Source organism: Paenibacillus crassostreae (assembly GCF_001857945.1).
GTDB lineage: Bacteria > Bacillota > Bacilli > Paenibacillales > Paenibacillaceae > Paenibacillus_AQ > Paenibacillus_AQ crassostreae.
The window spans coordinates 2,207,787-2,231,080 of record NZ_CP017770.1 but is presented as its reverse complement, the minus strand read 5'-3'; the positions used below and the strand labels follow the sequence as shown (position 1 = coordinate 2,231,080).

The 23,294-nt window shown below is 41.8% G+C and carries 13 protein-coding genes, 13 tRNA genes and 3 rRNA genes; 24 read left to right on the top strand and 5 right to left on the bottom strand.

The genetic code is table 11. The features are described 5' to 3' along the window. The first annotated feature begins 2 nt into the window (after positions 1 to 2). Both LPB68_RS10465 and rnhA read left to right on the top strand, forming a co-directional pair. Positions 3 to 743 (top strand): CPBP family intramembrane glutamic endopeptidase, encoded by a 741-nt coding sequence (locus LPB68_RS10465; protein ID WP_068657143.1) that lies wholly within the window; start codon positions 3 to 5, stop codon positions 741 to 743. Between the two features lie 116 nt (positions 744 to 859). Further along, on the top strand, positions 860 to 1,516 hold the full coding sequence (rnhA, locus tag LPB68_RS10460; protein ID WP_068657145.1) for a ribonuclease H: 657 nt from the start codon (positions 860 to 862) through the stop codon (positions 1,514 to 1,516). 151 nt (positions 1,517 to 1,667) lie between these two features. Here the strand turns inward: rnhA and LPB68_RS10455 are convergent, their stop codons facing one another. Next, positions 1,668 to 2,045 carry a hypothetical protein gene (locus tag LPB68_RS10455; protein ID WP_068657147.1) on the bottom strand — a complete coding sequence of 126 codons (378 nt, stop codon included), beginning with the start codon at positions 2,043 to 2,045 and terminating at the stop codon, positions 1,668 to 1,670. 189 nt (positions 2,046 to 2,234) lie between these two features. On the opposite strand from LPB68_RS10455, the gene LPB68_RS10450 reads away from it, so the two are divergent. Then, positions 2,235 to 3,140: a copper amine oxidase N-terminal domain-containing protein gene (locus LPB68_RS10450; RefSeq protein WP_068657149.1), complete on the top strand. Its 906-nt coding sequence runs from the start codon at positions 2,235 to 2,237 to the stop codon at positions 3,138 to 3,140. Positions 3,141 to 3,247: 107 nt separating this feature from the next. Here the strand turns inward: LPB68_RS10450 and LPB68_RS10445 are convergent, their stop codons facing one another. Continuing rightward, complete coding sequence (locus tag LPB68_RS10445) at positions 3,248 to 4,123, bottom strand: cation diffusion facilitator family transporter (protein ID WP_068657151.1); 876 nt, start codon at positions 4,121 to 4,123, stop codon at positions 3,248 to 3,250. A 717-nt stretch (positions 4,124 to 4,840) separates the two neighbouring features. On the opposite strand from LPB68_RS10445, the gene LPB68_RS10440 reads away from it, so the two are divergent. The 20 genes from LPB68_RS10440 to LPB68_RS10345 all read left to right on the top strand — a co-directional run bounded on the left by LPB68_RS10440 (position 4,841) and on the right by LPB68_RS10345 (position 16,705). Then, positions 4,841 to 6,396 (top strand): 16S ribosomal RNA (locus LPB68_RS10440). 336 nt (positions 6,397 to 6,732) lie between these two features. Then, positions 6,733 to 9,661, top strand: a 23S ribosomal RNA gene (locus LPB68_RS10435). 216 nt (positions 9,662 to 9,877) lie between these two features. Beyond that, positions 9,878 to 9,994: ribosomal RNA gene (gene rrf / locus LPB68_RS10430) — 5S ribosomal RNA — on the top strand. Together the 16S, 23S and 5S rRNA genes with 13 tRNA genes alongside form the textbook arrangement of a ribosomal RNA operon. Positions 9,995 to 10,049: 55 nt before the next feature. Next, positions 10,050 to 10,126, top strand: a tRNA-Ile gene (locus LPB68_RS10425). A gap of 35 nt (positions 10,127 to 10,161) precedes the next feature. Next, a tRNA-Ala gene (locus LPB68_RS10420) sits at positions 10,162 to 10,237 on the top strand. A 56-nt stretch (positions 10,238 to 10,293) separates the two neighbouring features. Next, positions 10,294 to 10,368, top strand: a tRNA-Glu gene (locus LPB68_RS10415). A gap of 14 nt (positions 10,369 to 10,382) precedes the next feature. Continuing rightward, positions 10,383 to 10,458: transfer RNA gene (locus LPB68_RS10410), tRNA-Val, on the top strand. A gap of 28 nt (positions 10,459 to 10,486) precedes the next feature. Next, positions 10,487 to 10,562, top strand: a tRNA-Phe gene (locus LPB68_RS10405). A gap of 27 nt (positions 10,563 to 10,589) precedes the next feature. Beyond that, a tRNA-Thr gene (locus LPB68_RS10400) sits at positions 10,590 to 10,665 on the top strand. Between the two features lie 31 nt (positions 10,666 to 10,696). Next, positions 10,697 to 10,770, top strand: a tRNA-Gln gene (locus LPB68_RS10395). 6 nt (positions 10,771 to 10,776) lie between these two features. Then, a tRNA-Lys gene (locus tag LPB68_RS10390) sits at positions 10,777 to 10,849 on the top strand. Between the two features lie 17 nt (positions 10,850 to 10,866). Beyond that, a tRNA-Leu gene (locus LPB68_RS10385) sits at positions 10,867 to 10,950 on the top strand. 7 nt (positions 10,951 to 10,957) lie between these two features. After that, positions 10,958 to 11,032, top strand: a tRNA-Gly gene (locus LPB68_RS10380). A 12-nt stretch (positions 11,033 to 11,044) separates the two neighbouring features. Continuing rightward, positions 11,045 to 11,121, top strand: a tRNA-Arg gene (locus LPB68_RS10375). A 9-nt stretch (positions 11,122 to 11,130) separates the two neighbouring features. After that, positions 11,131 to 11,204, top strand: a tRNA-Pro gene (locus tag LPB68_RS10370). A gap of 18 nt (positions 11,205 to 11,222) precedes the next feature. After that, a tRNA-Gly gene (locus tag LPB68_RS10365) sits at positions 11,223 to 11,293 on the top strand. 471 nt (positions 11,294 to 11,764) lie between these two features. Next, positions 11,765 to 13,252 (top strand): arabinan endo-1,5-alpha-L-arabinosidase AbnB, encoded by a 1,488-nt coding sequence (locus LPB68_RS10360; RefSeq protein ID WP_269466229.1) that lies wholly within the window; start codon positions 11,765 to 11,767, stop codon positions 13,250 to 13,252. A gap of 86 nt (positions 13,253 to 13,338) precedes the next feature. Then, on the top strand, positions 13,339 to 13,632 hold the full coding sequence (locus LPB68_RS10355) for a TFIIB-type zinc ribbon-containing protein (protein WP_068660152.1): 294 nt from the start codon (positions 13,339 to 13,341) through the stop codon (positions 13,630 to 13,632). Between the two features lie 214 nt (positions 13,633 to 13,846). Continuing rightward, positions 13,847 to 14,074 carry a MerR family transcriptional regulator gene (locus LPB68_RS10350; protein ID WP_068660150.1) on the top strand — a complete coding sequence of 76 codons (228 nt, stop codon included), beginning with the start codon at positions 13,847 to 13,849 and terminating at the stop codon, positions 14,072 to 14,074. 333 nt (positions 14,075 to 14,407) lie between these two features. Beyond that, positions 14,408 to 16,705 (top strand): stalk domain-containing protein, encoded by a 2,298-nt coding sequence (locus tag LPB68_RS10345; protein ID WP_082865782.1) that lies wholly within the window; start codon positions 14,408 to 14,410, stop codon positions 16,703 to 16,705. Between the two features lie 98 nt (positions 16,706 to 16,803). On the opposite strand, the gene LPB68_RS10340 is transcribed toward LPB68_RS10345, so the two are convergent. Both LPB68_RS10340 and LPB68_RS10335 read right to left on the bottom strand, forming a co-directional pair. Further along, positions 16,804 to 18,321, bottom strand: a complete 1,518-nt coding sequence (locus LPB68_RS10340) for a sensor histidine kinase (protein ID WP_068660146.1) — start codon at positions 18,319 to 18,321, stop codon at positions 16,804 to 16,806. Then, positions 18,318 to 19,004 carry a response regulator transcription factor gene (locus LPB68_RS10335; RefSeq protein ID WP_068660187.1) on the bottom strand — a complete coding sequence of 229 codons (687 nt, stop codon included), beginning with the start codon at positions 19,002 to 19,004 and terminating at the stop codon, positions 18,318 to 18,320. The genes LPB68_RS10340 and LPB68_RS10335 overlap by 4 nt, the downstream gene beginning before the upstream one ends. Positions 19,005 to 19,609: 605 nt before the next feature. Here LPB68_RS10335 and LPB68_RS10330 point away from each other — a divergent pair. Next, positions 19,610 to 22,327 carry a WD40/YVTN/BNR-like repeat-containing protein gene (locus LPB68_RS10330; protein ID WP_068660144.1) on the top strand — a complete coding sequence of 906 codons (2,718 nt, stop codon included), beginning with the start codon at positions 19,610 to 19,612 and terminating at the stop codon, positions 22,325 to 22,327. An 83-nt stretch (positions 22,328 to 22,410) separates the two neighbouring features. Here the strand turns inward: LPB68_RS10330 and LPB68_RS10325 are convergent, their stop codons facing one another. Beyond that, on the bottom strand, positions 22,411 to 23,229 hold the full coding sequence (locus LPB68_RS10325; protein WP_157756222.1) for a hypothetical protein: 819 nt from the start codon (positions 23,227 to 23,229) through the stop codon (positions 22,411 to 22,413). Between the last annotated feature and the right edge of the window lie 65 nt (positions 23,230 to 23,294).

Below are 23,294 nucleotides of genomic sequence, written 5' to 3'. Positions count from 1 at the left end.
TCATGTCAAACCCCAGAAATAAGACTCTATTCTCGCAGAGGCGTCCTGTATTAACCGTAGTTATAATAGAGGTGCTGCTACTGTTAGCGATCTTTGTTGCAGGTGCCTATGTAACCATTAAAGAAATCAACAATGTTTCTCCCGTTCTTATTTCCTTCATACCGATCTCTCTGATATTGATCATCTACTTAACATGGAGGAGGAAATGGCATGATATCGGATTCCAGTCGCTGGCGAATATTCCGAAGCGTCATTGGTTGCTCTATACGCCTTTAATCGTTGTACTTGTCGTGATCAGTCTAGATGGATTCAAAGAGGTTACTGTTTCAGAAGTCTTCTATTTTATCTTCTTTACGTTATTAGTTGGATTTGTGGAAGAAACGGTCTATCGAGGACTTATTCTTAAAACGTTATTGAACAAGAGTATAAGAGTAGCTGTTATCACCTCGAGTATTCTATTCTCGCTCACACACCTCTTAAATGTTATGTCGGGTCAAAGTATGGAGCAGACCTTATTGCAACTTGTATATGCTCTTGTGATGGGTGTAGTATTAGCATTATTGATGATTAAGAATGCTAATATTTGGCCATTAATTACATTTCACTTCCTACATAATTTGATTCAATTCTTGGGCAATGAACAATCAACGACTTTAGGATACGATATTATCGTAATACTCATACTAATTATACAGTGTGTATGGTTGATGGTTAGTTTGAAGAAACAACATGTAGCTGGATGATTTACAATGAGAATAGTGGTACTTGAGAATAATACCTTAAGTATAGTTTACGTGATAAGAAGATGTTGTGTTCAACATATTTCATGGGTGCGTCAGATTGGAAGGGATGAATCAAAGTGGCAAAGCAGAAACATTATGTAGTGTGGGTAGGCAATAATCCTGGTATCTACACGAACTGGCCAGAATGCCAATCACAAGTAGCTCAGTTTAAGGATGCGAAATATAAATCTTTTGATTCTAAGGCGGAAGCGGAGCGAGCTTATCAAGAGGGTTGGAAACAACACTGGGGTAAGAACAAATCAGAAGGTAAATCTCTAAATGGAGCCACAAAAGGTAGTAAATCAAAGACTCCTATGTCAACCGAAGAAATTGACTATAACAGCATTTCAGTAGATGTAGGAACAAGAGGGAATCCGGGTCCTATTGAATATAGAGGCGTGAACACACAAACGGGAGAAGTCATATTTGAAAAGGGTCCTATTTCCAAAGGAACGAATAACCTTGGAGAATTCTTAGCGATCGTTCATTCTCTGGCTTATTTGAAAAGAGAAGGAAGTAACAAGATAGTTTACAGCGATTCCAGAACGGCACTGAAGTGGGTAAGAGAGAAGCAAGTTGCGACAACTTTAGAACGTGATGAGTCCACGAAAGAAGTATGGGATCTAGTGGATCGAGCGTTGCAGTGGCTACGTTCCAATCACTATGATAATCCGGTGCGTAAATGGGAGACACAGGAGTGGGGAGAGATTAAAGCTGATTACGGGCGCAAGTAGATTGTGAAAAATAAGGGGTAGTGTCCAATGACACTGCCCCTTATTTTAAAATATAAGAAAGTATAAGTTTCACTTTATATTTTATACCCTTATATTTCGGCAGAGACGGATACCGTCCTTTTAAAGGACCGCGTAGCCGTATCAGCTTGGTTTATAGGATACCGTTTACACTTTTAGTGACCATTTCAATAAGTTCTGATTTCTGTTCTTTGTATTGTTCCAAGGTAATACTCTCTTTAGCATAACGAAGATCCAATTGTGCAGTTAGTTCGGATACCTGTAGGTTAATTACTTTTTGAATGTCGACACCATTCTTCTTGGCTAGGTCAGCTAGAGTATCACCATGGTACAACGCTGTATATAATTCTTCATCAGATGATAGTTTAAGAATATGTAGTAAGTCATCTTGGGCTGGTGCAACTATGTTTAGCGGTTTTAAGACTGGATTGGCGCTTACTAGGCTGCTCCCGAACGCACCACTAACGGTTATTGCGATGACGAAGGTGCCGATGATTATAATCTTCTTCATAGAAAGACCTCTTTTCCAATATATATTTAACAATAATTATTTGATGTAGTGTTATTGTTACTATATAGAGGTAACCTTAGTACAATATTAAGATTAGTTTAAGATCGAATAAATCTTAGATGATGTAGTACTCATCAAACTTGAATATAAATCCGAAATAATATATACAACCTAAGGAGGTTAACCTAGATGAAAAAAAGTTTAATAATTGTAGTTTCATGTATCCTAGCAACAAGTCTAATGACAAGCACCGCTCTTGCAAAATCGAATAATGGAAAATCATCAGAGAAGACAGCAAGTGTAAATCAACAAAATAAGAGCGGGAAGACAGAGAACGATAAAGGATCAATGCACAGTAAAGATGACAAAGGTAATAAAGGAAATAACGGTGAAAAGGATAAGAAAGAACCAGTCACTGTAACGGATTCGACTTATATGAATAAAGGGCATAAGGGATACAAGGGACTTCTAAACGCAATCAATAATGTTAAGGACAAGCCTGCGGGTGTAGTGTTATCTGAGATACTATTGACCCAGTATGGGACTCAACTAACCGATGAAATGAAAGCGGAGCTCGAGTTAATTAAGGATAAAGACGAAGCTTTATCCTTGATTGCTGATATGCTTGCTAGTAATGGAAGTGTAACGGATGCTGTATATGTTGAGAAGGAAGCTATTTTAGCAAATATTAAGAACATTGACTCATACAAGAAGCTTGGAAAGTTGTATGATCAAATGGGGAAAAAAGGTGTAAAGCTATATGTAAATGGTGAAGAACTTACTTTAACTGTAGCTCCATTCATTCAAAAAGGTACTACGTTAGTTCCTTTTCGAGCAATAACAGAGTCTTTAGATGCTGATGTAAAATGGAATGCAGAAGAAAAGTCAGTCACAGTAGTCCGTGATCATGTTACCGTGGTTCTTATCATAGATAGTAAGATCGCGACCGTGAATGGTGAAAAAGTGACACTGGACGTTCCTGCAACTATTGTACAAGGTAGCACGGTGGTTCCTGCACGATTCGTCAGCGAATCGTTAAATTCAACCGTTAAATGGGAGTCTGAGACTGAATCGGTCGTTATTTACGAGGACTAAATGATAATATCATAGAAATACTTATAGAAAACCCAGCAGTGATGGATTGTCTCATCTCTCTGGGTTTTTCGGTTTCCTATGGGGGATATTTATAATGATTTGATGTGTTATTTAGTAGTTTGTGTAGGTTCGATATGAACTAGAACATGTGAAATTTTATGCTCATTCATCATATTATCTTCGATTTTCTCCGTAATTTCATGGCTCTCTACAACATTTAGGTATGCATCTACCTGAATAGTTACGTCGACTAATATATTATTTCCTAATACTCTAGCCTTAATATCTTTAATGGATTCAACCCCTGGGGTCGCAGCGACTGTCAGTTTAATTTTATTGAGTTCTTTCTCGTCGAACCCGTCTGTTAAGGCATGAGAAGCATCTTTGAAAATATCCCAAGCTGTTTTACATATAATGAGACCTACGAGTGTTGCGGCTAAAGGGTCTAACCAAGGTAAACCGAACTGGGATCCAACAATACCTATAAAGGCCCCAATACTGACAAGTGCATCTGAGCGATTGTCTTGAGCTGCTGCATTAATCGCATTACTATTAATTCTTCTAGCCAATTGAATATTATATCTATAGACCAAGAGCATAACGAGTGCGCTGAATAGAGCCGTCCAAGCTGCAATCATATTGGGAGTGTCTAAAGTTGGTTCGAAGAATTTACGAACGGCTTGAGATAATACTTGAAGACCTACAGCAATCATGACGAAGGATGCTACTAAAGCGGCAACAGTCTCAGCACGAAAATGTCCATATTTATGGTCTTGGTCAGGTGGTCTTCGAGAGATCTTTAGTCCGATAAGAACGGCGAAAGAGGCGACGATGTCTGTAGAATTATTTAATCCGTCGGCGAGTAATGCTTCCGATCCAGAAATATATCCGATATATAATTTGATCGCGGAAAGACATAAGTAAGCAATAATACTTACCCATGCCCCTTTTTCCCCTTCTTTTATTTCGTTGTATGCATCCAATACTTGATACCTCCGATTTTGTGGTCCTTAGATCATACTGGATACTTGGCGTGTGGGTCTAGAGAAACAGTATTGCCCTTGTGCTTAAAAATAGTACTTCAACAACTTATTTAGTTAAAGGGAAACTGCATATAAAGGAATCAAGTTCATATTTAAGCTGCATAGGCAACTATGAACTTGATTCAATGAAGAAAAGATTTCTTGCAGTGATTTTCCGTATGAAGTAATGTGTGGAATTACTACACTTGATATCTATTAGATATATGAAGTGAATAGGTGGAACTAATAGAACTAATATATTGTTCAGAATTGTTTTGTAAATAAAGCTTGCATTGTGGAATCTATTCATGGTATATTCTTATTCCGGTCATTTAAGTAGTATATAAATGATGTGGCAAGGGAATACTCGTTTGAAACACTAAACGAAAATAAAGCTTGCATAAACGAACCGGACATGTTATGATATAGAAGTTGTCGCCGAGAGTAACTGACGACAAACGACGAAAGAAATTGATCTTTGAAAACTGAACAACGAGTGAGTGGTTTTCACGAAAGTGAGAACAAAACAAATGAGAAATCATTTGATAGAGAAAGAAATTTCTCGTCAGTTTGTTTCAAAATGAGCGAATCGCTCTTTTCATTAAATCGCCATTTAATTATCTTCTCTGCAAGGAGATGGATCAATTAAATGACGGTCAACCAAACTTCGTTTGGTCCTATATGGAGAGTTTGATCCTGGCTCAGGACGAACGCTGGCGGCGTGCCTAATACATGCAAGTCGAGCGGAGTGATTTGAAAGCTTGCTTTCAAATCACTTAGCGGCGGACGGGTGAGTAACACGTAGGTAACCTGCCTGTAAGACTGGGATAACTACCGGAAACGGTAGCTAATACCGGATAACTTGTTTCCTCTCCTGGGGAGACACTGAAAGGCGGAGTAATCTGCCACTTACAGATGGGCCTGCGGCGCATTAGCTAGTTGGTGAGGTAACGGCTCACCAAGGCGACGATGCGTAGCCGACCTGAGAGGGTGAACGGCCACACTGGGACTGAGACACGGCCCAGACTCCTACGGGAGGCAGCAGTAGGGAATCTTCCGCAATGGACGAAAGTCTGACGGAGCAACGCCGCGTGAGTGATGAAGGTTTTCGGATCGTAAAGCTCTGTTGCCAGGGAAGAACGCTTGGGAGAGTAACTGCTCTCAAGGTGACGGTACCTGAGAAGAAAGCCCCGGCTAACTACGTGCCAGCAGCCGCGGTAATACGTAGGGGGCAAGCGTTGTCCGGAATTATTGGGCGTAAAGCGCGCGCAGGCGGTCATTTAAGTTTGGTGTTTAATTCCAGGGCTCAACCCTGGGTCGCACTGAAAACTGGGTGACTTGAGTACAGAAGAGGAGAGTGGAATTCCACGTGTAGCGGTGAAATGCGTAGATATGTGGAGGAACACCAGTGGCGAAGGCGACTCTCTGGGCTGTAACTGACGCTGAGGCGCGAAAGCGTGGGGAGCAAACAGGATTAGATACCCTGGTAGTCCACGCCGTAAACGATGAGTGCTAGGTGTTAGGGGTTTCGATACCCTTGGTGCCGAAGTTAACACATTAAGCACTCCGCCTGGGGAGTACGGTCGCAAGACTGAAACTCAAAGGAATTGACGGGGACCCGCACAAGCAGTGGAGTATGTGGTTTAATTCGAAGCAACGCGAAGAACCTTACCAGGTCTTGACATCCCTCTGAATCCACTAGAGATAGTGGCGGCCTTCGGGACAGAGGAGACAGGTGGTGCATGGTTGTCGTCAGCTCGTGTCGTGAGATGTTGGGTTAAGTCCCGCAACGAGCGCAACCCTTATGCTTAGTTGCCAGCACGTTATGGTGGGCACTCTAAGCAGACTGCCGGTGACAAACCGGAGGAAGGTGGGGATGACGTCAAATCATCATGCCCCTTATGACCTGGGCTACACACGTACTACAATGGCCAGTACAACGGGCTGCGAAACCGCGAGGTGGAGCCAATCCCAACAAAGCTGGTCTCAGTTCGGATTGTAGGCTGCAACCCGCCTACATGAAGTCGGAATTGCTAGTAATCGCGGATCAGCATGCCGCGGTGAATACGTTCCCGGGTCTTGTACACACCGCCCGTCACACCACGAGAGTTTACAACACCCGAAGTCGGTGGGGTAACCCGCAAGGGAGCCAGCCGCCGAAGGTGGGGTAGATGATTGGGGTGAAGTCGTAACAAGGTAGCCGTATCGGAAGGTGCGGCTGGATCACCTCCTTTCTATGGAGAATCGTTTCCTGCAACGGAAACATTCAAAGCGTCCGATGTAAATCGGCGTATATAGACTTTGCAATGCAAAGTCGACACTCACTCGTGTTCAGTTTTGAAAGAGCAATCTTTCAAAGTAATATCTTTTCCAATACTTACCGGGTGACTGGTGAGGAAAGAAATGATATGATGTTCTTCCGCTGAACAAGCGGTAGGAACTTGATCCTTGAAAACTAGATAACGAACGAATTTGCAAGTTGAAACATTCTTTTATATTTACGTTTTGTTACTTGTTAACAAAACAAAGTGTAAAAGTAGCTACAATATTTTCTCTTTGAGAAAAATTGAGGTTAAGCTACTAAGAGCACACGGAGGATGCCTAGGCGCTAGGAGTCGATGAAGGACGTGGCGAACAACGAAACTGCCTCGGGGAGCTGTAAGCAAGCTTTGATCCGGGGGTGTCCGAATGGGGAAACCCGGCTGTGGTAATACGCAGTCACTCCCACCTGAATACATAGGGTGGGTAGAGACAGACCAGGGGAACTGAAACATCTAAGTACCCTGAGGAAGAGAAAACAATAGTGATTCCGTCAGTAGCGGCGAGCGAACGCGGATTAGCCCAAACCAAGGAGCTTGCTCCTTGGGGTTGTGGGACGTCTCACATGGAGTTACAAAGGAATATATTAAGCGAAGAGGTCTGGAAAGGCCCGGCATAGAAGGTAAAAGCCCTGTAGCTGAAAATGTGTTCTCTCCGAGACGTATCCCGAGTAGTGCGGGGCACGTGAAACCCCGTATGAATCCAGCAGGACCATCTGCTAAGGCTAAATACTCCCTAGCGACCGATAGTGAAACAGTACCGTGAGGGAAAGGTGAAAAGCACCCCGGAAGGGGAGTGAAATAGAACCTGAAACCGTGTGCTTACAAAAAGTCAGAGCCCTATTAATGGGTGATGGCGTGCCTTTTGTAGAATGAACCGGCGAGTTACGTTCCCGTGCAAGGTTAAGGTGAGAAGCCGGAGCCGCAGCGAAAGCGAGTCTGAATAGGGCGAATTATAGTACGTGGACGTAGACCCGAAACCGAGTGATCTACCCCTGTCCAGGGTGAAGGTGCGGTAACACGCACTGGAGGCCCGAACCCACGCATGTTGAAAAATGCGGGGATGAGGTGGGGGTAGCGGAGAAATTCCAATCGAACTCGGAGATAGCTGGTTCTCCCCGAAATAGCTTTAGGGCTAGCCTCGGATGAAGAGTCGTGGAGGTAGAGCACTGATTGGGTGCGGGGCCCGCAAGGGTTACCAAGCTCAGTCAAACTCCGAATGCCATGTACTTATATCCGGGAGTCAGACAGTGAGTGCTAAGATCCATTGTCGAAAGGGAAACAGCCCAGACCATCAGCTAAGGTCCCCAAGTGTGTGTTGAGTGGAAAAGGATGTGGAGTTGCACAGACAACCAGGATGTTGGCTTAGAAGCAGCCACCATTGAAAGAGTGCGTAATAGCTCACTGGTCGAGTGACTCTGCGCCGAAAATGTAACGGGGCTAAACACACCACCGAAGCTATGGCTAGATGCTTTGCATCTGGGGTAGGGGAGCGTTGTATAGGGGTTGAAGGTGTACCGTGAGGAGCGCTGGACACTATACAAGTGAGAATGCCGGTATAAGTAACGAAAAGATCAGTGAGAATCTGATCCGCCGAAAGCCCAAGGTTTCCTGAGGAAGGCTCGTCCTCTCAGGGTAAGTCGGGACCTAACGCGAGGCCGAAGGGCGTAGTGGATGGACAACAGGTTGAAATTCCTGTACCACCGTAATCCGTTATGAGTAATGGGGTGACGCAGCAGGGTAGTGACGCGGACTGATGGAATAGTCCGTCTAAGCAGTGAGGCTTGTGTGTAGGCAAATCCGCACACTAATAGGCTGGGCTGTGATGGGGAGCGAAAATTATAGTAGCGAAGGTCATGATCTCACACTGCCAAGAAAAGCCTCTAACCAGGAGAAGGTGCCCGTACCGCAAACCGACACAGGTAGGCGAGAAGAGAATTCTAAGGCGCGCGGAAGAACTCTCGTTAAGGAACTCGGCAAAATGACCCCGTAACTTCGGGAGAAGGGGTGCCCCGGTAGTGTGAATAGCACGAGGGGGCCGCAGTGAAAAGGCCCAAGCGACTGTTTAGCAAAAACACAGGTCTGTGCGAAGCCGTAAGGCGAAGTATACGGGCTGACGCCTGCCCGGTGCTGGAAGGTTAAGGGGAGTGGTTAGGGGAAACCCGAAGCTATGAACCGAAGCCCCAGTAAACGGCGGCCGTAACTATAACGGTCCTAAGGTAGCGAAATTCCTTGTCAGGTAAATTCTGACCCGCACGAATGGCGTAACGATTTGGGCGCTGTCTCAACGAGAGATCCGGTGAAATTTTAATACCTGTGAAGATGCAGGTTACCCGCGACAAGACGGAAAGACCCCATGGAGCTTTACTGCAGCTTGATATTGAATTTGGGTACGATTTGTACAGGATAGGTGGGAGCCTGAGAAATAGGAGCGCAAGCTTCTATGGAGGCGCCGTTGGGATACCACCCTGATCGTATCTAGGTTCTAACCTAGGACCGTAAACCGGTTCGGGGACAGTGTCAGGTGGGCAGTTTGACTGGGGCGGTCGCCTCCTAAAGAGTAACGGAGGCGCCCCAAGGTTCCCTCAGAATGGTTGGAAATCATTCGAAGAGTGCAAAGGCAGAAGGGAGCTTGACTGCGAGACCTACAAGTCGAGCAGGGACGAAAGTCGGGCTTAGTGATCCGGTGGTACCGCATGGAAGGGCCATCGCTCAACGGATAAAAGCTACCCTGGGGATAACAGGCTTATCTCCCCCAAGAGTCCACATCGACGGGGAGGTTTGGCACCTCGATGTCGGCTCATCGCATCCTGGGGCTGAAGTAGGTCCCAAGGGTTGGGCTGTTCGCCCATTAAAGCGGTACGCGAGCTGGGTTCAGAACGTCGTGAGACAGTTCGGTCCCTATCTGTCGTGGGCGCAGGAAATTTGAGAGGAGCTGTCCTTAGTACGAGAGGACCGGGATGGACGCACCTCTGGTGTACCAGTTGTTCCGCCAGGAGCATAGCTGGGTAGCTACGTGCGGACGGGATAAGCGCTGAAAGCATCTAAGCGTGAAGCCCCCCTCAAGATGAGATTTCCCAATTAGTAAGACCCCTTGAAGACTACGAGGTAGATAGGTTGGAGGTGGAAGTGCAGTAATGCACGGAGCTGACCAATACTAATCGGTCGAGGGCTTATCCTAAAAGTTTTCCGTAGGAAAACTAACTTCGGAAGCATTACGCTTTACATCGAAGGAAGAACTACGGAGACAAGTGTTTCAATGCAGATTCGTTCGTATCTAGTTTTCAGGTGATCAATTTAACTTAATGTGGTCCAAGTGGCCAAGTTAAGAAGACTTGATTAACGGCATATGGCTATGCTGATACCTGAATAATAGCATTTGTGAAACAAATGCACGTTTGGTGGCGATAGCGGAGGGGTTCCACACGTACCCATCCCGAACACGACCGTTAAGCCCTCTAGCGCCGATGGTACTTGGACCGCAGGGTCCTGGGAGAGTAGGACGTCGCCAAGCGCAAGAACCACATAAATTGTGGTTTTTTCCTTCTTTTTATACATATTATAAATGCGGGCCCTTAGCTCAGTTGGTTAGAGCGCACCTCTGATAAGGGTGAGGTCGGTGGTTCGAGTCCACCAGGGCCCACCATAATAATTTGGTAGTTTCCTAGTAGTTTCTTTTATGGGGCCATAGCTCAGCTGGGAGAGCGCCTGCCTTGCAAGCAGGAGGTCAGCGGTTCGATCCCGCTTGGCTCCACCATAATTCCTAATAGTTAGATTGATAGATTTTTAGTTATGGGAACAGAATGTTTATAAGGCCCGTTGGTCAAGTGGTTAAGACACCTCCCTTTCACGGAGGTAACAGGGGTTCGAGTCCCCTACGGGTCACCATTATAATTATATACGGAGGCTTAGCTCAGCTGGGAGAGCATCTGCCTTACAAGCAGAGGGTCGGGGGTTCGATCCCCTCAGCCTCCACCATGATATAAATTAATTCTATTTATGGCTTGGCTCGGTAGCTCAGTCGGTAGAGCAGAGGACTGAAAATCCTCGTGTCAGCGGTTCGATTCCGTTTCGAGCCACCATTAAGTTGTTGGATAGTTGATTGGTGCGCCGGTGTAGCTCAACTGGTAGAGCAACTGACTTGTAATCAGTAGGTTGGGGGTTCAAGTCCTCTCGCCGGCACCATAGTTTTATATGGAAAATATAAATAAGGTATTGGGGATTCGCCAAGTGGTAAGGCAACGGACTCTGACTCCGTCATCATAGGTTCGAATCCTATATCCCCAGCCATTTCGCGGGCCATTAGCTCAGTTGGTAGAGCACCTGACTCTTAATCAGGGTGTCGAAGGTTCGAGCCCTTCATGGCCCATCATTTCTAGTAATTATGCGCGTGTGGCGGAATTGGCAGACGCACTAGACTTAGGATCTAGCGTCTATGACGTGGGGGTTCAAGTCCCTCCACGCGCACCACATACTTGCGGACGTGGCTCAGCGGTAGAGCATCGCCTTGCCAAGGCGAGGGTCGCGGGTTCGATTCCCGTCGTCCGCTCCATTCCTGTAGTTCGCGCCCTTAGCTCAGCTGGATAGAGCGTTTGACTACGAATCAAAAGGCCAGGAGTTCGAATCTCTTAGGGCGCACCATTATCACTTCGGGACGTAGCTCAGCTTGGTAGAGCACCTGGTTTGGGACCAGGGGGTCGCATGTTCAAATCGTGTCGTCCCGATACTTCAATTTTATATATGCGGGTGTAGTTCAATGGTAGAACTTCAGCCTTCCAAGCTGATAGCGTGGGTTCGATTCCCATCACCCGCTTCATTATTACACAATAAAGACAGAGTTTAAGTGAATATTACAAATGGGGCTTCTAGATATTGATCTAGGGCTCTTTTTTTATTATAAGGAGGTATAAGTCTCACTTGAATCAATTTCATAATCGTCGATGTATCTAAATCGGTTTGCGTAATTATGAAATTGATTCTTGATACTCTATATCTAATATTTCGGCAGAAACGGATGCCCTAAAGTGATACGAAGTATCGCTAACATCGGAAGGATAAACTCCTTGCAAAAGGACGGTATAGCCGTCTCCGCTTGTGAGGTAATGTGGGATAATTATCGCTAAGATATGAAGTTGATATATTTAAAATGATTGAAGATTGATTTGTGAGAAGAAATAATGATATTATTTATAAATACATTTATATATTAATATATTTATTATTATAACGAACGGTTTTTAGAGTGATATTTTGTAAGCGTATTAATTTTGGGAGGGTTTAGTAAATGAATAATAAGATTTATAGAAAAGCTAGTATGGGACTTGCCATGTGTATTCTATTTCTAGTGAGCTTTGTTCTAGCAGGGTGTAGCAGTAATGAGGTTAAGAATACAATAACGGAGGAAGTGCCTATGTTTACAAACGCTTCTGTACATGATCCTTCCGTAATTAAGGTGGATGACTCTTATTATGTATTTGGTTCGCATCTAGGAGCTGCTAAGACTAAGGATTTGTTGAACTGGGAAACTATTGCTTCTGGAGTTAATAGTAGTAATATATTGTTTACAAATGTGAAAGAAGAACTGAAAGAGACATTAGAGTGGGCTCAATCTAACACATTATGGGCACCAGATGTTATACAGCTTGCTGATGGCAAGTTCTATATGTACTATAATGCATGTAAAGGAGATTCTCCGAGATCTGCAATGGGATTAGCAGTAGCCGATCAAGTAGAAGGTCCTTATGAAGATAAAGGAATTTTCCTGAAATCAGGAATGTGGGGCGAGCCCAGTGAAGATGGGATTATCTACGATGCTCTAGTCCATCCGAATGTAGTCGACCCTGATGTTTTTTATGATAACAATAATAACTTATGGATGGTCTATGGCTCTTATTCTGGTGGAATCTTTATCATGCAAATGGACCCATCAACAGGAATACCTTTGCCAGATCAAGGTTATGGTAAGTTGTTGATAGGTGGAAACCACAGTCGAATCGAAGGACCTTATATGTTATATAGTCCAGAGACAGATTATTATTATTTATTCCTATCCTTCGGTGGTCTTGATGCCAGTGGTGCATATAACATACGTGTAGCTCGTTCCGAGAATCCAGATGGACCGTTCTATGATGCAGAGAATATTGATATGATTGAAGTGAAAGCAGATCCTAGTAAACCATTATTTGATGATCTATCTATTGAGCCTTATGGTGTGAAGATCATGGGAAACTATCTGTTTAATAGTCTAAATGGAGATATTGATGATGTAACGGAGGGTACAGGATATGTATCTCCAGGACATAATTCAGCGTACTATGATGAAAATACAGGTAAGTACTTTTTGATTTTCCATACACGGTTTCCTAACCGGGGTGAAAATCATGAAATTCGCGTCCATGAGATGTATATGAATTCAGAAGGTTGGCCGGTTGTAGCTCCATACCGATATGCAGGAGATATAGTTGAACAGGCAAAGTTTGATATAGAGGATATTTCGGGAGAATATAAATTAATCAATCATGGCAAGGATATTTCTGCTGAGATCAAAGAATCTGGTTCAATAAAACTCAAAAGGAAAGGCAAGATATCCGGTGATGTACGCGGAGAATGGGAATCTACCAGTGATACTGGGATTAAATTGATATTGGACGATGTAACTTATAATGGAGTAGTATCACGTCAGTGGGATTCATCTGCAGAGAAATATGTATTAACTTTTAGTGCATTATCTCAGACTGGTGTAACAATATGGGGTAGTCAAGTAGAGAAATGAAATAAAGTATAACAATGGATTGGAACTTAGTGTATTGTTTTGCGTATTAGTAGATAATATTAAAATGTAAGTAAGGAGGCAATTAGATGAAATGTCCAATTTGTGAAGATGTAAGAATGAGGGAAGTGGATAAGAACGGTGTCCATATAGATGTTTGTCCAGATTGTAAGGGAGTATGGCTGGATCGAGGGGAACTAGACAGACTAATGACAGGAGTACGTGAAGTACGTCAAGAATATAATGATTTGTATCGTGATGAGAATACTGACGGGTATAATGACAATAGAAAATATGACGATAGAAACTCATCAGATTATAAAAATCACAAACATAAGAAAAAGAAGAACTCAGTTCTTGATGTACTAAGTGATTTATTCTAATGTATGAGACTAATAAGACCACCAATCTCTATGATTGGTGGTCTTATTGTCATTTGTTAAAATATAAGAAAGTATGAGTTTCACTTGATACTCTATATCAAAGAAGCACATTGGGATACATAAGTCCACACAAGGTTGTCGGATCATGGTATAATGAATATATCGGACTAGTGAAGATTATTGATTGAGTAACAAGAAAGGTAGATGAGAGGGCATGCAAGAATTTGAAGATTGGAACCAGAAGGTTAAGAAAACTTTTAATGCGACTAGCAACGAAGCTGTATTAACTGTTACAGAAGCTGGGAACTACTTAGGTCTGACGAAAGATCAAATGAAAGTCTACGTGGAGAAGAATAAACTTAATAAAGTTCCAATTATGAGAAGTACCCATAGATATCTTTTGCTCAAAAGTGAAATTGAACAAATTATGAAAAAAGCATAACGAATCTCCATCGCTCGAGTAGGATAAGACACCAACAGAGGTGTCTTCTTAAAGAACGATACAAAATGAATCATTTCTTTTTTTTATCAATTTATACGAACATATGTTCTATTGCGGAGATAGTCTCTTTCTGAGGACGTTAATAAGATCAAAAATTTATCAGTGATAGGCTTGATGAACAGATTTAATGATATAGAATGGATATAATTACATAATTGATTTAGCATGAGAACCAAAAATAATATAATTCGAATTAACGGAAACATTTTCCTTTCTAGAACGTCAATAATAGTAGGTCAATGTTAATGTAGATTCCACAGGGAGGTAATACAATTGAAGAGGTTCATGTCCATGATTATGATTTGCATACTTGTGAGTTCTTTAGCGTTACAGTCACAAGTAGATGCGGCAACACCAATTAGTATTTATATTAATGGTAACAAAGTATCAACTGATCAGGCTCCAGTTATAGTCTCCAACCGTACACTTTTACCATTACGGGCGATCTTTGAAGGTCTAGGTGCGAATGTGAATTGGAATCAAAAGACGAAGGTTGTAACAGCAACTAGAGGCGGTAATACAATCATTCTAAAATTAGGTGCCAAAACAGCAACAATTAATAATAAAACGGTAACATTAGATGTTCCTGTTCAAAGTATTAAAGGAAGAATTCTGGTACCTGTCCGGTTCGTAAGTGAAGCACTAGGTGAAGATGTAGTTTGGAATTCCTCGACTAAAAAAGTGACTATTACTACATCAACAGCACTCAAAGCTGTTTCGTATGTTAATGCAAAAGTAATTAGTCAAAATGGTAATGGTAGTGATCTGCAAGTCAGTTTCCCTAAGCTCGTAAATGAATCAGGAGTGAGTCATTATCGGATACTGGTTGTGAAATCGGCATTGTCTTCAAATTTCAATCCAGCCACAGCATTGTCTAATGTGAATTATACATCTGTACCGGTCCAAGGGAGGGATATAACGGTTACGTTATCATCTCAAGCAAAAGATGTGAATGGAGCATTAATTACAGGAAATCAATCTTATGTTGTATATGTAATGAGTGTAGGTGAAGGAAATAACCAAGGTCTACTTTCTAATGCTTCCCCGGCAGTGACGTTATCCGGAAGTGGCTCTGTAGCAGCAGTTAGCAATCTGGTTGCTAGTGATGTGAGTAATCATGGTGACGGACGCGATCTCCAGGTGAGTTTTAATAAAATGTCAGATGAATCGAAGATAGGTTCTTATCGCATATTTGTAGTCAAAGCAAATAATGCGAGTTATTTCGATCTTAATAGAGCAAATTCAATATCTAGTGCTTACTATACTTCTGTAGCTAAGACGGGTAACAATATTAGTCAAATTCTTGGGTCTTCAGCAAGAGATGTAGATGGAGCGATCATTAAGAATGGGGTAATTTATCGAGTATTTGTCTTATCCGTTGGTAGTGGGAGTTATGCAAGAAGTAATGTATTGTCCTCTTATTCATCTGCAATTACGTTATCGAATAACACGGGTATTAATGGTATCTCTAACCTACTAGTAAGCGATGTGAATAATTATAATGACGGGCGTGATTTACAAGTCACATTTAGTCGTACTAGTGATGAAACGAACCTAGGCCATTATCGAATTATGGTAGTGAAGACAGGTAATGCTAGTAACTTCACCTTATCGAAAGCTAATCAAGTATCTAGTTCTAACTATACTTATGTAGCAAAGACGGGATATAATATTAGTCAAATTCTTGGATCTTCAGCAAGAGATGTAGATGGGGCGATCATTCAGCATGGGGTAAGTTACCGAGTATTTATCCTGTCTGTTGGAAGTGGAAGTTATGCAGGAAGTTATGCGTTATCCTCCTACTCATCTGAGATTATATTGTCGGGTAATCTTAGTGTTGGCGCTGTAACCAATATTGGTGTTACGGATATAGGCGATAATAATGATGGACGTGATTTACGAGTGACTTTCAATCGAGTAAGTAATGAATCGTATGTTAATCAATATAGAATTATGGTAGTTAAATCAGCGAATGCGAGTAGTTTTACTTTGGCTAAGGCCAATGCGGTATCTAGCTCTAACTACACCTATGTTGCTAAGACAGGAAATAATATTAGTCAAATCCTTGCGACAACAGCAAGGGATGTAGATGGCGCAACAATAAAAAATGATGTTAATTATAAAGTATTTGTACTTACCGTTGCAGATTCAAGATATAGTTCAGTGAATGTGCTATCTTCTTCATCTGCAGAAATAGTATTGAAAGTACCAGCAGTTGCAGCGGCTACTAATGTTACTGCAACGAAGACTGCGAATGATACGTGGACGGTCAACTTTACGAAGCCAAATGAAAGAGGTATTTCTTATTACGAAGTAATGATTGTACCTGCCTCTCAACCTTTTACATTGACTGAAGCCAACAGTTACAGTACCGTGACTGGTGCAGTCTACGAAGTAATTCGCTTGAATGATGCACCTAGCCTAGTTATAAACAAGGATTCTAAAGATGTTAATCAGGTGACTCTTTCAAGTCCAAATGGCTATTATGTATATATCCTTTCTAAGTCAAATGGTGGGATAGCTACTGTGAATGCATTATCAGCAAAATCTCATCTGATTAAATTCGATTAATATACTTCAGTGGAATTTTATAGTTCTTATTAAGCCGAAACAAGCCTTGGATCAATTCCAAGGCTTGTTTTTTAGGATCTGAAATAAAAGTTCATCATTTAAGTTAAAGCGTGACGAGTTGAAGTGGGAAGTTCTACTATAAAAGATGCGCCCTTCTCTAGCTGACTTTCTACACGAATGGTTCCACCGTGCGCTTCGACAATAGACTTAGAAATAGATAAACCTAGACCAGCTCCACCATTTTTACGTGTTCGTGATGTGTCACTGCGATAGAATCGATCGAAGACATGTATGGCGTGTTCTTCGCGAACGCCGGGACCATTATCTTTTACCGTAAGCTTAGCTTTGTCGCCATCTGCGATCAGATAGATCATGATCTCCCCAGATTCCGGGTCAGTATGTTGAACGGCATTCTGAAATAAATTAAGAATGACTTGTTTTATTTTATCCGGATCATAGACTCCCTTAATGCCATGGGATAAATCCATAGTGATATTACGATCACCAGCAAGAATCACAAGCTGTGGATCCATTTCTCTTATAAGCTCATCCAATGTAATTTTTTCTGTTAATTGTAGCTGGGGTGAACGGTCCATTTTTGCTAATAAGAGTAGATCCTCTACTAATTTATTTACGCGTCTGGACTCGCCATGCATACTATTTAATGCACTCTTGAGCTGTTCTGGATTAGCAGCAGCTCCACGAAGTAGTACCTCCAAGAATCCATGGATAGATGTAAGAGGTGTTCTGAGCTCATGTGAGGCATCTGCTATGAAGCGCCTCATTTGTTCTCGTGCTTCTTTCTCGGCTTCGAATGAAATCTCCAATCGTTTTAACATTCCATTAAATGAAATAGATAATCTTTCAATTTCCTCTTGACCTTTGTGGACGGGGAAACGTTCAGCTAAATTATTCACATCAATCTGTTCGACTGCCTTTACGATATTAGATAAAGGATCTAGTGTGCGAAGGAGAACTGGCAAATACAGAGCAGCACCAGCAACTAAGGCTATGGCCGATAAGCTGACAAATATGAGTAGCTGATGAATTACTTGATCTTGTAAAGGTGCTACGTTCATACCCATTTGTAGAAGACCATCAGGATCATTAGGTGGACCGATCGGTCTGAATATAACTAATTGATCTATACCGTTGGAATCCTGAACAATCTGATAGGTAACTTCTTGAGTATGGGTGGAACTATCTAGGATAGATTTGTATTCATCTACTGTGAGCATTGGGGCAATATTATTGTTACCTCCTGAAATGTCTGTATATACACCGTCATAGCTTATCCAAGCTAGTGATTTATCTGGCATGAATAGTAGAGCATTCTCTCCAGGACGATTGAAGGGAGGCATATGATTTAGGTCGTCTCGATCAGGAAATTGCTCAGATCCCCTCTGTAATAACAAATTCCGTGGAATAGACTGTATCTGTGACTCCATGGTTGCTGCTTGCGTTCGGTAGATAAAATTTTTCATTACGATAAATTGTAGAAGTCCAACTAGTAGTAGAAGTACGGCCATAATTAATAAAGAACGGGTTAGTAACTGGAATCTCAGGGAACGAGGGGCAAGAACATGTTTCATTCGGTCTAACTTGACCTTAATCATGGTAGATCAATCCGATAACCGGAACCTCTAAAGGTACGAATAAGCTGATGCCCCTTATCGTTCAATTTCTCACGGAGAGAACGGATATATACTTCAACGATGTTATCCTCTCCTCCAAAGTCATAACTCCATACAGTATCCAGAATTTTTGTTTTACTGAGTACAATACCATGGTTAAGAACCATGAACTTTAGAAGTTCATATTCTGTGGGTGAAAGCTCGAGGACTTTTTGTTCATATATAATTTCCTTTCTTCGATCATCAATCTGGAAAGGGCCATAAGTGACTTCACCCAATAAGCTTGGGAATTGATTGCGTAGTCGTGCTTGAATTCGTGCTAATAACTCATCGAAGCTGAATGGCTTGACCATGTAGTCGTCTGCACCTAACGTGAGTCCTTTGACACGATCCTCAACATCATCTTTTGCAGTGAGCATTATGATCGCTACATTGAAGCCAATCTTCTTAATCATTCGACAAGCCTCAAATCCATCAACGCCTGGCATCATGACATCTAGTATAACAACATGGGGTTGGAAGTCTTGGGCTAATGTGACAGCACTCATCCCATCTAGAGCGGTTATTACTTCATATCCTTCATTAACTAGTCCGATTTCTAGGAATTGTAATATATGTGGTTCATCATCAACAAGCATGATTCTTATTCCTTTGACTGCACTCATATTGTCACCTTCTCTACGGGAGATCTTTCTCTTCATCTTATTATCCACTTTCATTCTGAAATTTGGCTGAATGCTTACTGAAATACACCTTAATCATATCATGATAAGGGCACTTCATTTTTGAAAATATACTATTAACTAGTTCTATAGATAGAAAACGTATCTCAATAGATAAAATATATACGAGTGATATGCTAGAAATCGACAAGCACCCAAGACATTAGTCATGGGTCTTTATGTCGTTGTTATCCGAAATTGTTGTTGCTATAATCATGAACACGAATGAATTGAAATCGTTTACATATTTATTTAAAGGAGGGCTAAAACGCTTTTTAAAATATAAGAAAGTAAAAGTTACACTCGAATCAATTTCATAATCGCCGATGCATCTAAATCGATTTGCGTAATTATGAAATTGATTCTTGATACTCTATTTCTTATATTTCGGCAGAGACGGATACCATAAAGTGATACGAAGTATCGCTAACATCGGAAGGATAAACTCCTTGAAAGAGGACGGCATAGCCGTTTCTGCTTGTCTAAGAAGAGTGCAATGCTACCCTGCTAGTTTAGTGGACAATAACAATTTATCGGGAGGTAAGTAAATGTTCAAAAAGGTACTAAGTCTATGTTTAGTTGCTACGTTGGTTATACCCGTCTTTGGTACTGGTTATAATCAAGTGGAAGCATCTAATAAAGGGAAATCGAGTCAAGAAAATTCGATCAATACCCCAAAGAATATTTCATCCTATGAATGGGGAAGAGCTAAAGTTGTAGGTGGAGGGTTTATACCTGGAATTATCTATAATCAGAAAGAAAAGGATCTCGTATACGCACGTACAGATATGGGCGGTGCCTATCGTTGGAACGCGACAACGAAGTCTTGGACGCAATTAATGAATTTTGTAAGCTTTGATGAGTGGAACATGCTAGGTGTGGAGAGCATGGCTACAGATCCAGTGGATACGAATCGTCTATACATCGCTTCAGGGACGTATACTAACGACTGGACGACAATGAATGGTGTGATATTAAGATCAACGGATAAGGGGAATTCATTCGAGAGAACGGAATTGCCTTTTAAATTAGGCGGAAATATGCCAGGTCGTTCAATGGGTGAAAGACTAGCTATTGATCCGAATAATAATAAAATTTTGTATTTAGGTACGCGAAGCGGGAATGGTCTTTGGAAAAGTACAGACTACGGAGAGACCTGGAATCAGGTAAAGAATTTCCCTTCTGTTGGTAATGTGAAGGATTATTATAGTGATGATCTTGGTGTTGTATGGGTAACATTTGATCCTTCTACTGGTTCCCGTGGGAAGACAACGCAAACGATCTATGTAGGTGTAGCAGATACGAATCAAAGTATTTATAGAAGTACAGATGGAGGACAGACGTGGGCAGCAGTTCCTAATCAACCTAGACAAGGATACTTGCCACATCATGGTGTATTATCCTCAAAAGGTCAGTTATTCGTTAGTTATGCACAAGAGGTTGGCCCTTATAATGGTGGAAGCGGATCCCTGTGGAAATTTAATTCGGTAAACGGTGTATGGACGGATATTAGTCCAACAGGAAATACCGATAATCCTTATGGTGGATTAGCAGTGGATGCGCAGAATCCAGATATTATTATGGTGGCAACGATGAATAAATGGTGGCCAGATGAATTTATTTATCGTAGTACGGATGGTGGCTTAACGTGGAAATCGCTTTGGACACTAGATTACTCGAAAGATCCAGTTCGCAATAATCAATATACTCTGGATTATTCCTTAGCTCCATGGCTTGATTGGGGTGAGAAGAAGAATCTCCCTGAACAGAATCCTAAATTAGGATGGATGATCGGAGATCTTGAGATTGATCCATTCAATTCCGACCGAATATTGTATGGAACTGGGGCAACATTATTTGGCTCTAGTAACATGACAGCACTCGATAGAGGTTCGATGGTGAATATTTCAGTGCAAGCTGATGGGATTGAAGAGACTGCAGTTCTAGGTTTAATTAGTCCTCCATCAGGAGCCTCACTTATCAGTTCTATGGGTGATATTGGGGGATTCCGTCATGCGGATCTGACCAAGGCACCAACAATGATTACGAACCCAACAATTGGAACAAGTACAGATCTGGATTATGCAGAATATAACCCTAATATCGTTGTTCGCGTAGGGAATGCAGATGGTATCGGTGCAAGAATGGGAGTATCCACAGACAATGGTGTAACTTGGAGACCAGCGAATAACGCATGGGTACCGCTCGAAGGTGATACAACCCAAGGTGGGCATGTGGCTGTTGGAGCCGATGGTAAGACTATTGTGTGGAGTCCATCAAGTTCCTCTGACAAATTATCAAGACCAGTAAGCTATTCAACTGATCTTGGTGCAACGTGGATAGCTTCCAGAGGCATTCCTGAGAAGGCGAGAGTATCTGCTGATCGGGTGAATGCTAAGAAATTCTATGGATTCTCAAATGGCACGTTCTATGTAAGTACAGATGGAGGTGCGACGTTCTATGCCTCTAATGTCAAAGGCTTACCAACAACGTTGTCCAGTAATTTCAAAGCTTTGCATGGTAAGGAAGGGGATATCTGGATCGGGGCTGCTATGGACAACTCACATCCTGAGAATTCTTTCGGGTTGTGGCATTCCACTGATTCTGGAGCGACCTTTACTAAATTAAATAATGTTCAAGAAGCAGCTACTATCGGATTCGGTAAAGCTGCACCAGGTAAGGACTATATGTCACTCTACTCATATGCCAAGATTAATAATAAATATGGCATATATCGTTCCGATGATGCAGGTGCATCATGGGTAAGAATTAATGATGATAAGAATCAATTTGGTTCAGCAAATGCTGCCATTACGGGTGATCAAAGAGTGTACGGTCGTGTATATGTAGCAACGAATGGTCTTGGAATTGTTATCGGAGATATTAAGCAAGATACAGAATCTCTGGTAATTAATCTTACTACTAATAATAACAAGGTGAATAATAAAAACTATGTTCTTTCGGGTACTGTTAGTGAGGATGTAAAGAACGATAGTATAACGATCAAACACAATAACAAGGTCGTAATAGCAAAGGTTAAGAACAGGAAGTTCAACGAGAAGTTCACACTTGTTCAGGGGCAAAATACGTTTGTTATTGAAGCGGTAGACCTTGAAGGGAATAACATTACCAAGTCCGTTAACGTAGAGTACGATGCTAAGAAGAACAACAAGAACAATAACGGGAATAAGAATAATAAGGACGACAAGAATGGCAAGGATCATAACGGTAATAAGGATAAGTCTGATAACAAAGGTAAGCATTAATAATGCAGCAGAAGTAAAACAGTAGAATAGTCAAAGCCCCAGTTGAGTGCCAATGAGAGCATCAAATGGGGCTTTGATTTGATTTAGGAGGGGATTTGCACCTTAACCTTTTGGGTAATAGCGGCTATTTTTTGTTCAATGGTCCAAACGTTCTGTTTGTATTCTATGACCCTCTGAATATGTGTGACTAATAACCCAAGTGAACTAAGGGTAGGGTCTACACTGCCATCTTTAATAGATTTCTTTAAAGTAGAAGTTTCAGCAGTGAATTTCTTTTGATAGGAGCTAGCAGAACTTTTGGCTGCTTTAATTTGTACTTTAAGTGGAGTGATTTCGTCCAGCTTTCCTCGAAGTGTTTTCTTTGTTGAAGCCGTAACCATTTTGGCAGATGTAAGTTGGTCTGTTTTGTTTCGAATGTCTGCACGTGCTAACTGGACGGCAATTTCCATCGTTTCTGATTGTGATTGAAGAAGTTTGTATAATTCTTTATTTGTTAGTTTTTTAGCTGCGGCCTTCTGCAGATTAAGTGCTTCGTAGGCGCTGAAAAGCGTCTTATATCGCTCTTTTGTTTGTGTTACTTGTGTTTGCAATTTGTTGATCTTATCTTCATCAATACGTTGTATTTGTTTCTTTAATACAATAACCGTTTCTTCGTTAGTATAATGGAGATCCTTGATCTTCTTGTCCCAATCGATGGACTGTTGTTGTAACTCAAGAACGTTAGAATAACGGGTGTTCAAAGTTGTCGCCTTTGCTGAAGTGGTGGAAGAGACGATCTTATCAAAGTTATTCTTCGCTGTAGGAGTTAATTCGAAAGATGCAGCTAAAACAGATGTAGGGAAAACGGTCAAACAAATACAAATGAGAAGTAACATGGACAGCCTTGTCATCATAGTCATCATTATAACCTCCTAAAAGTTTTTGAGCGTTACTTCTTGTGCAATACTTCGAGAAAACTCTCTTCGTA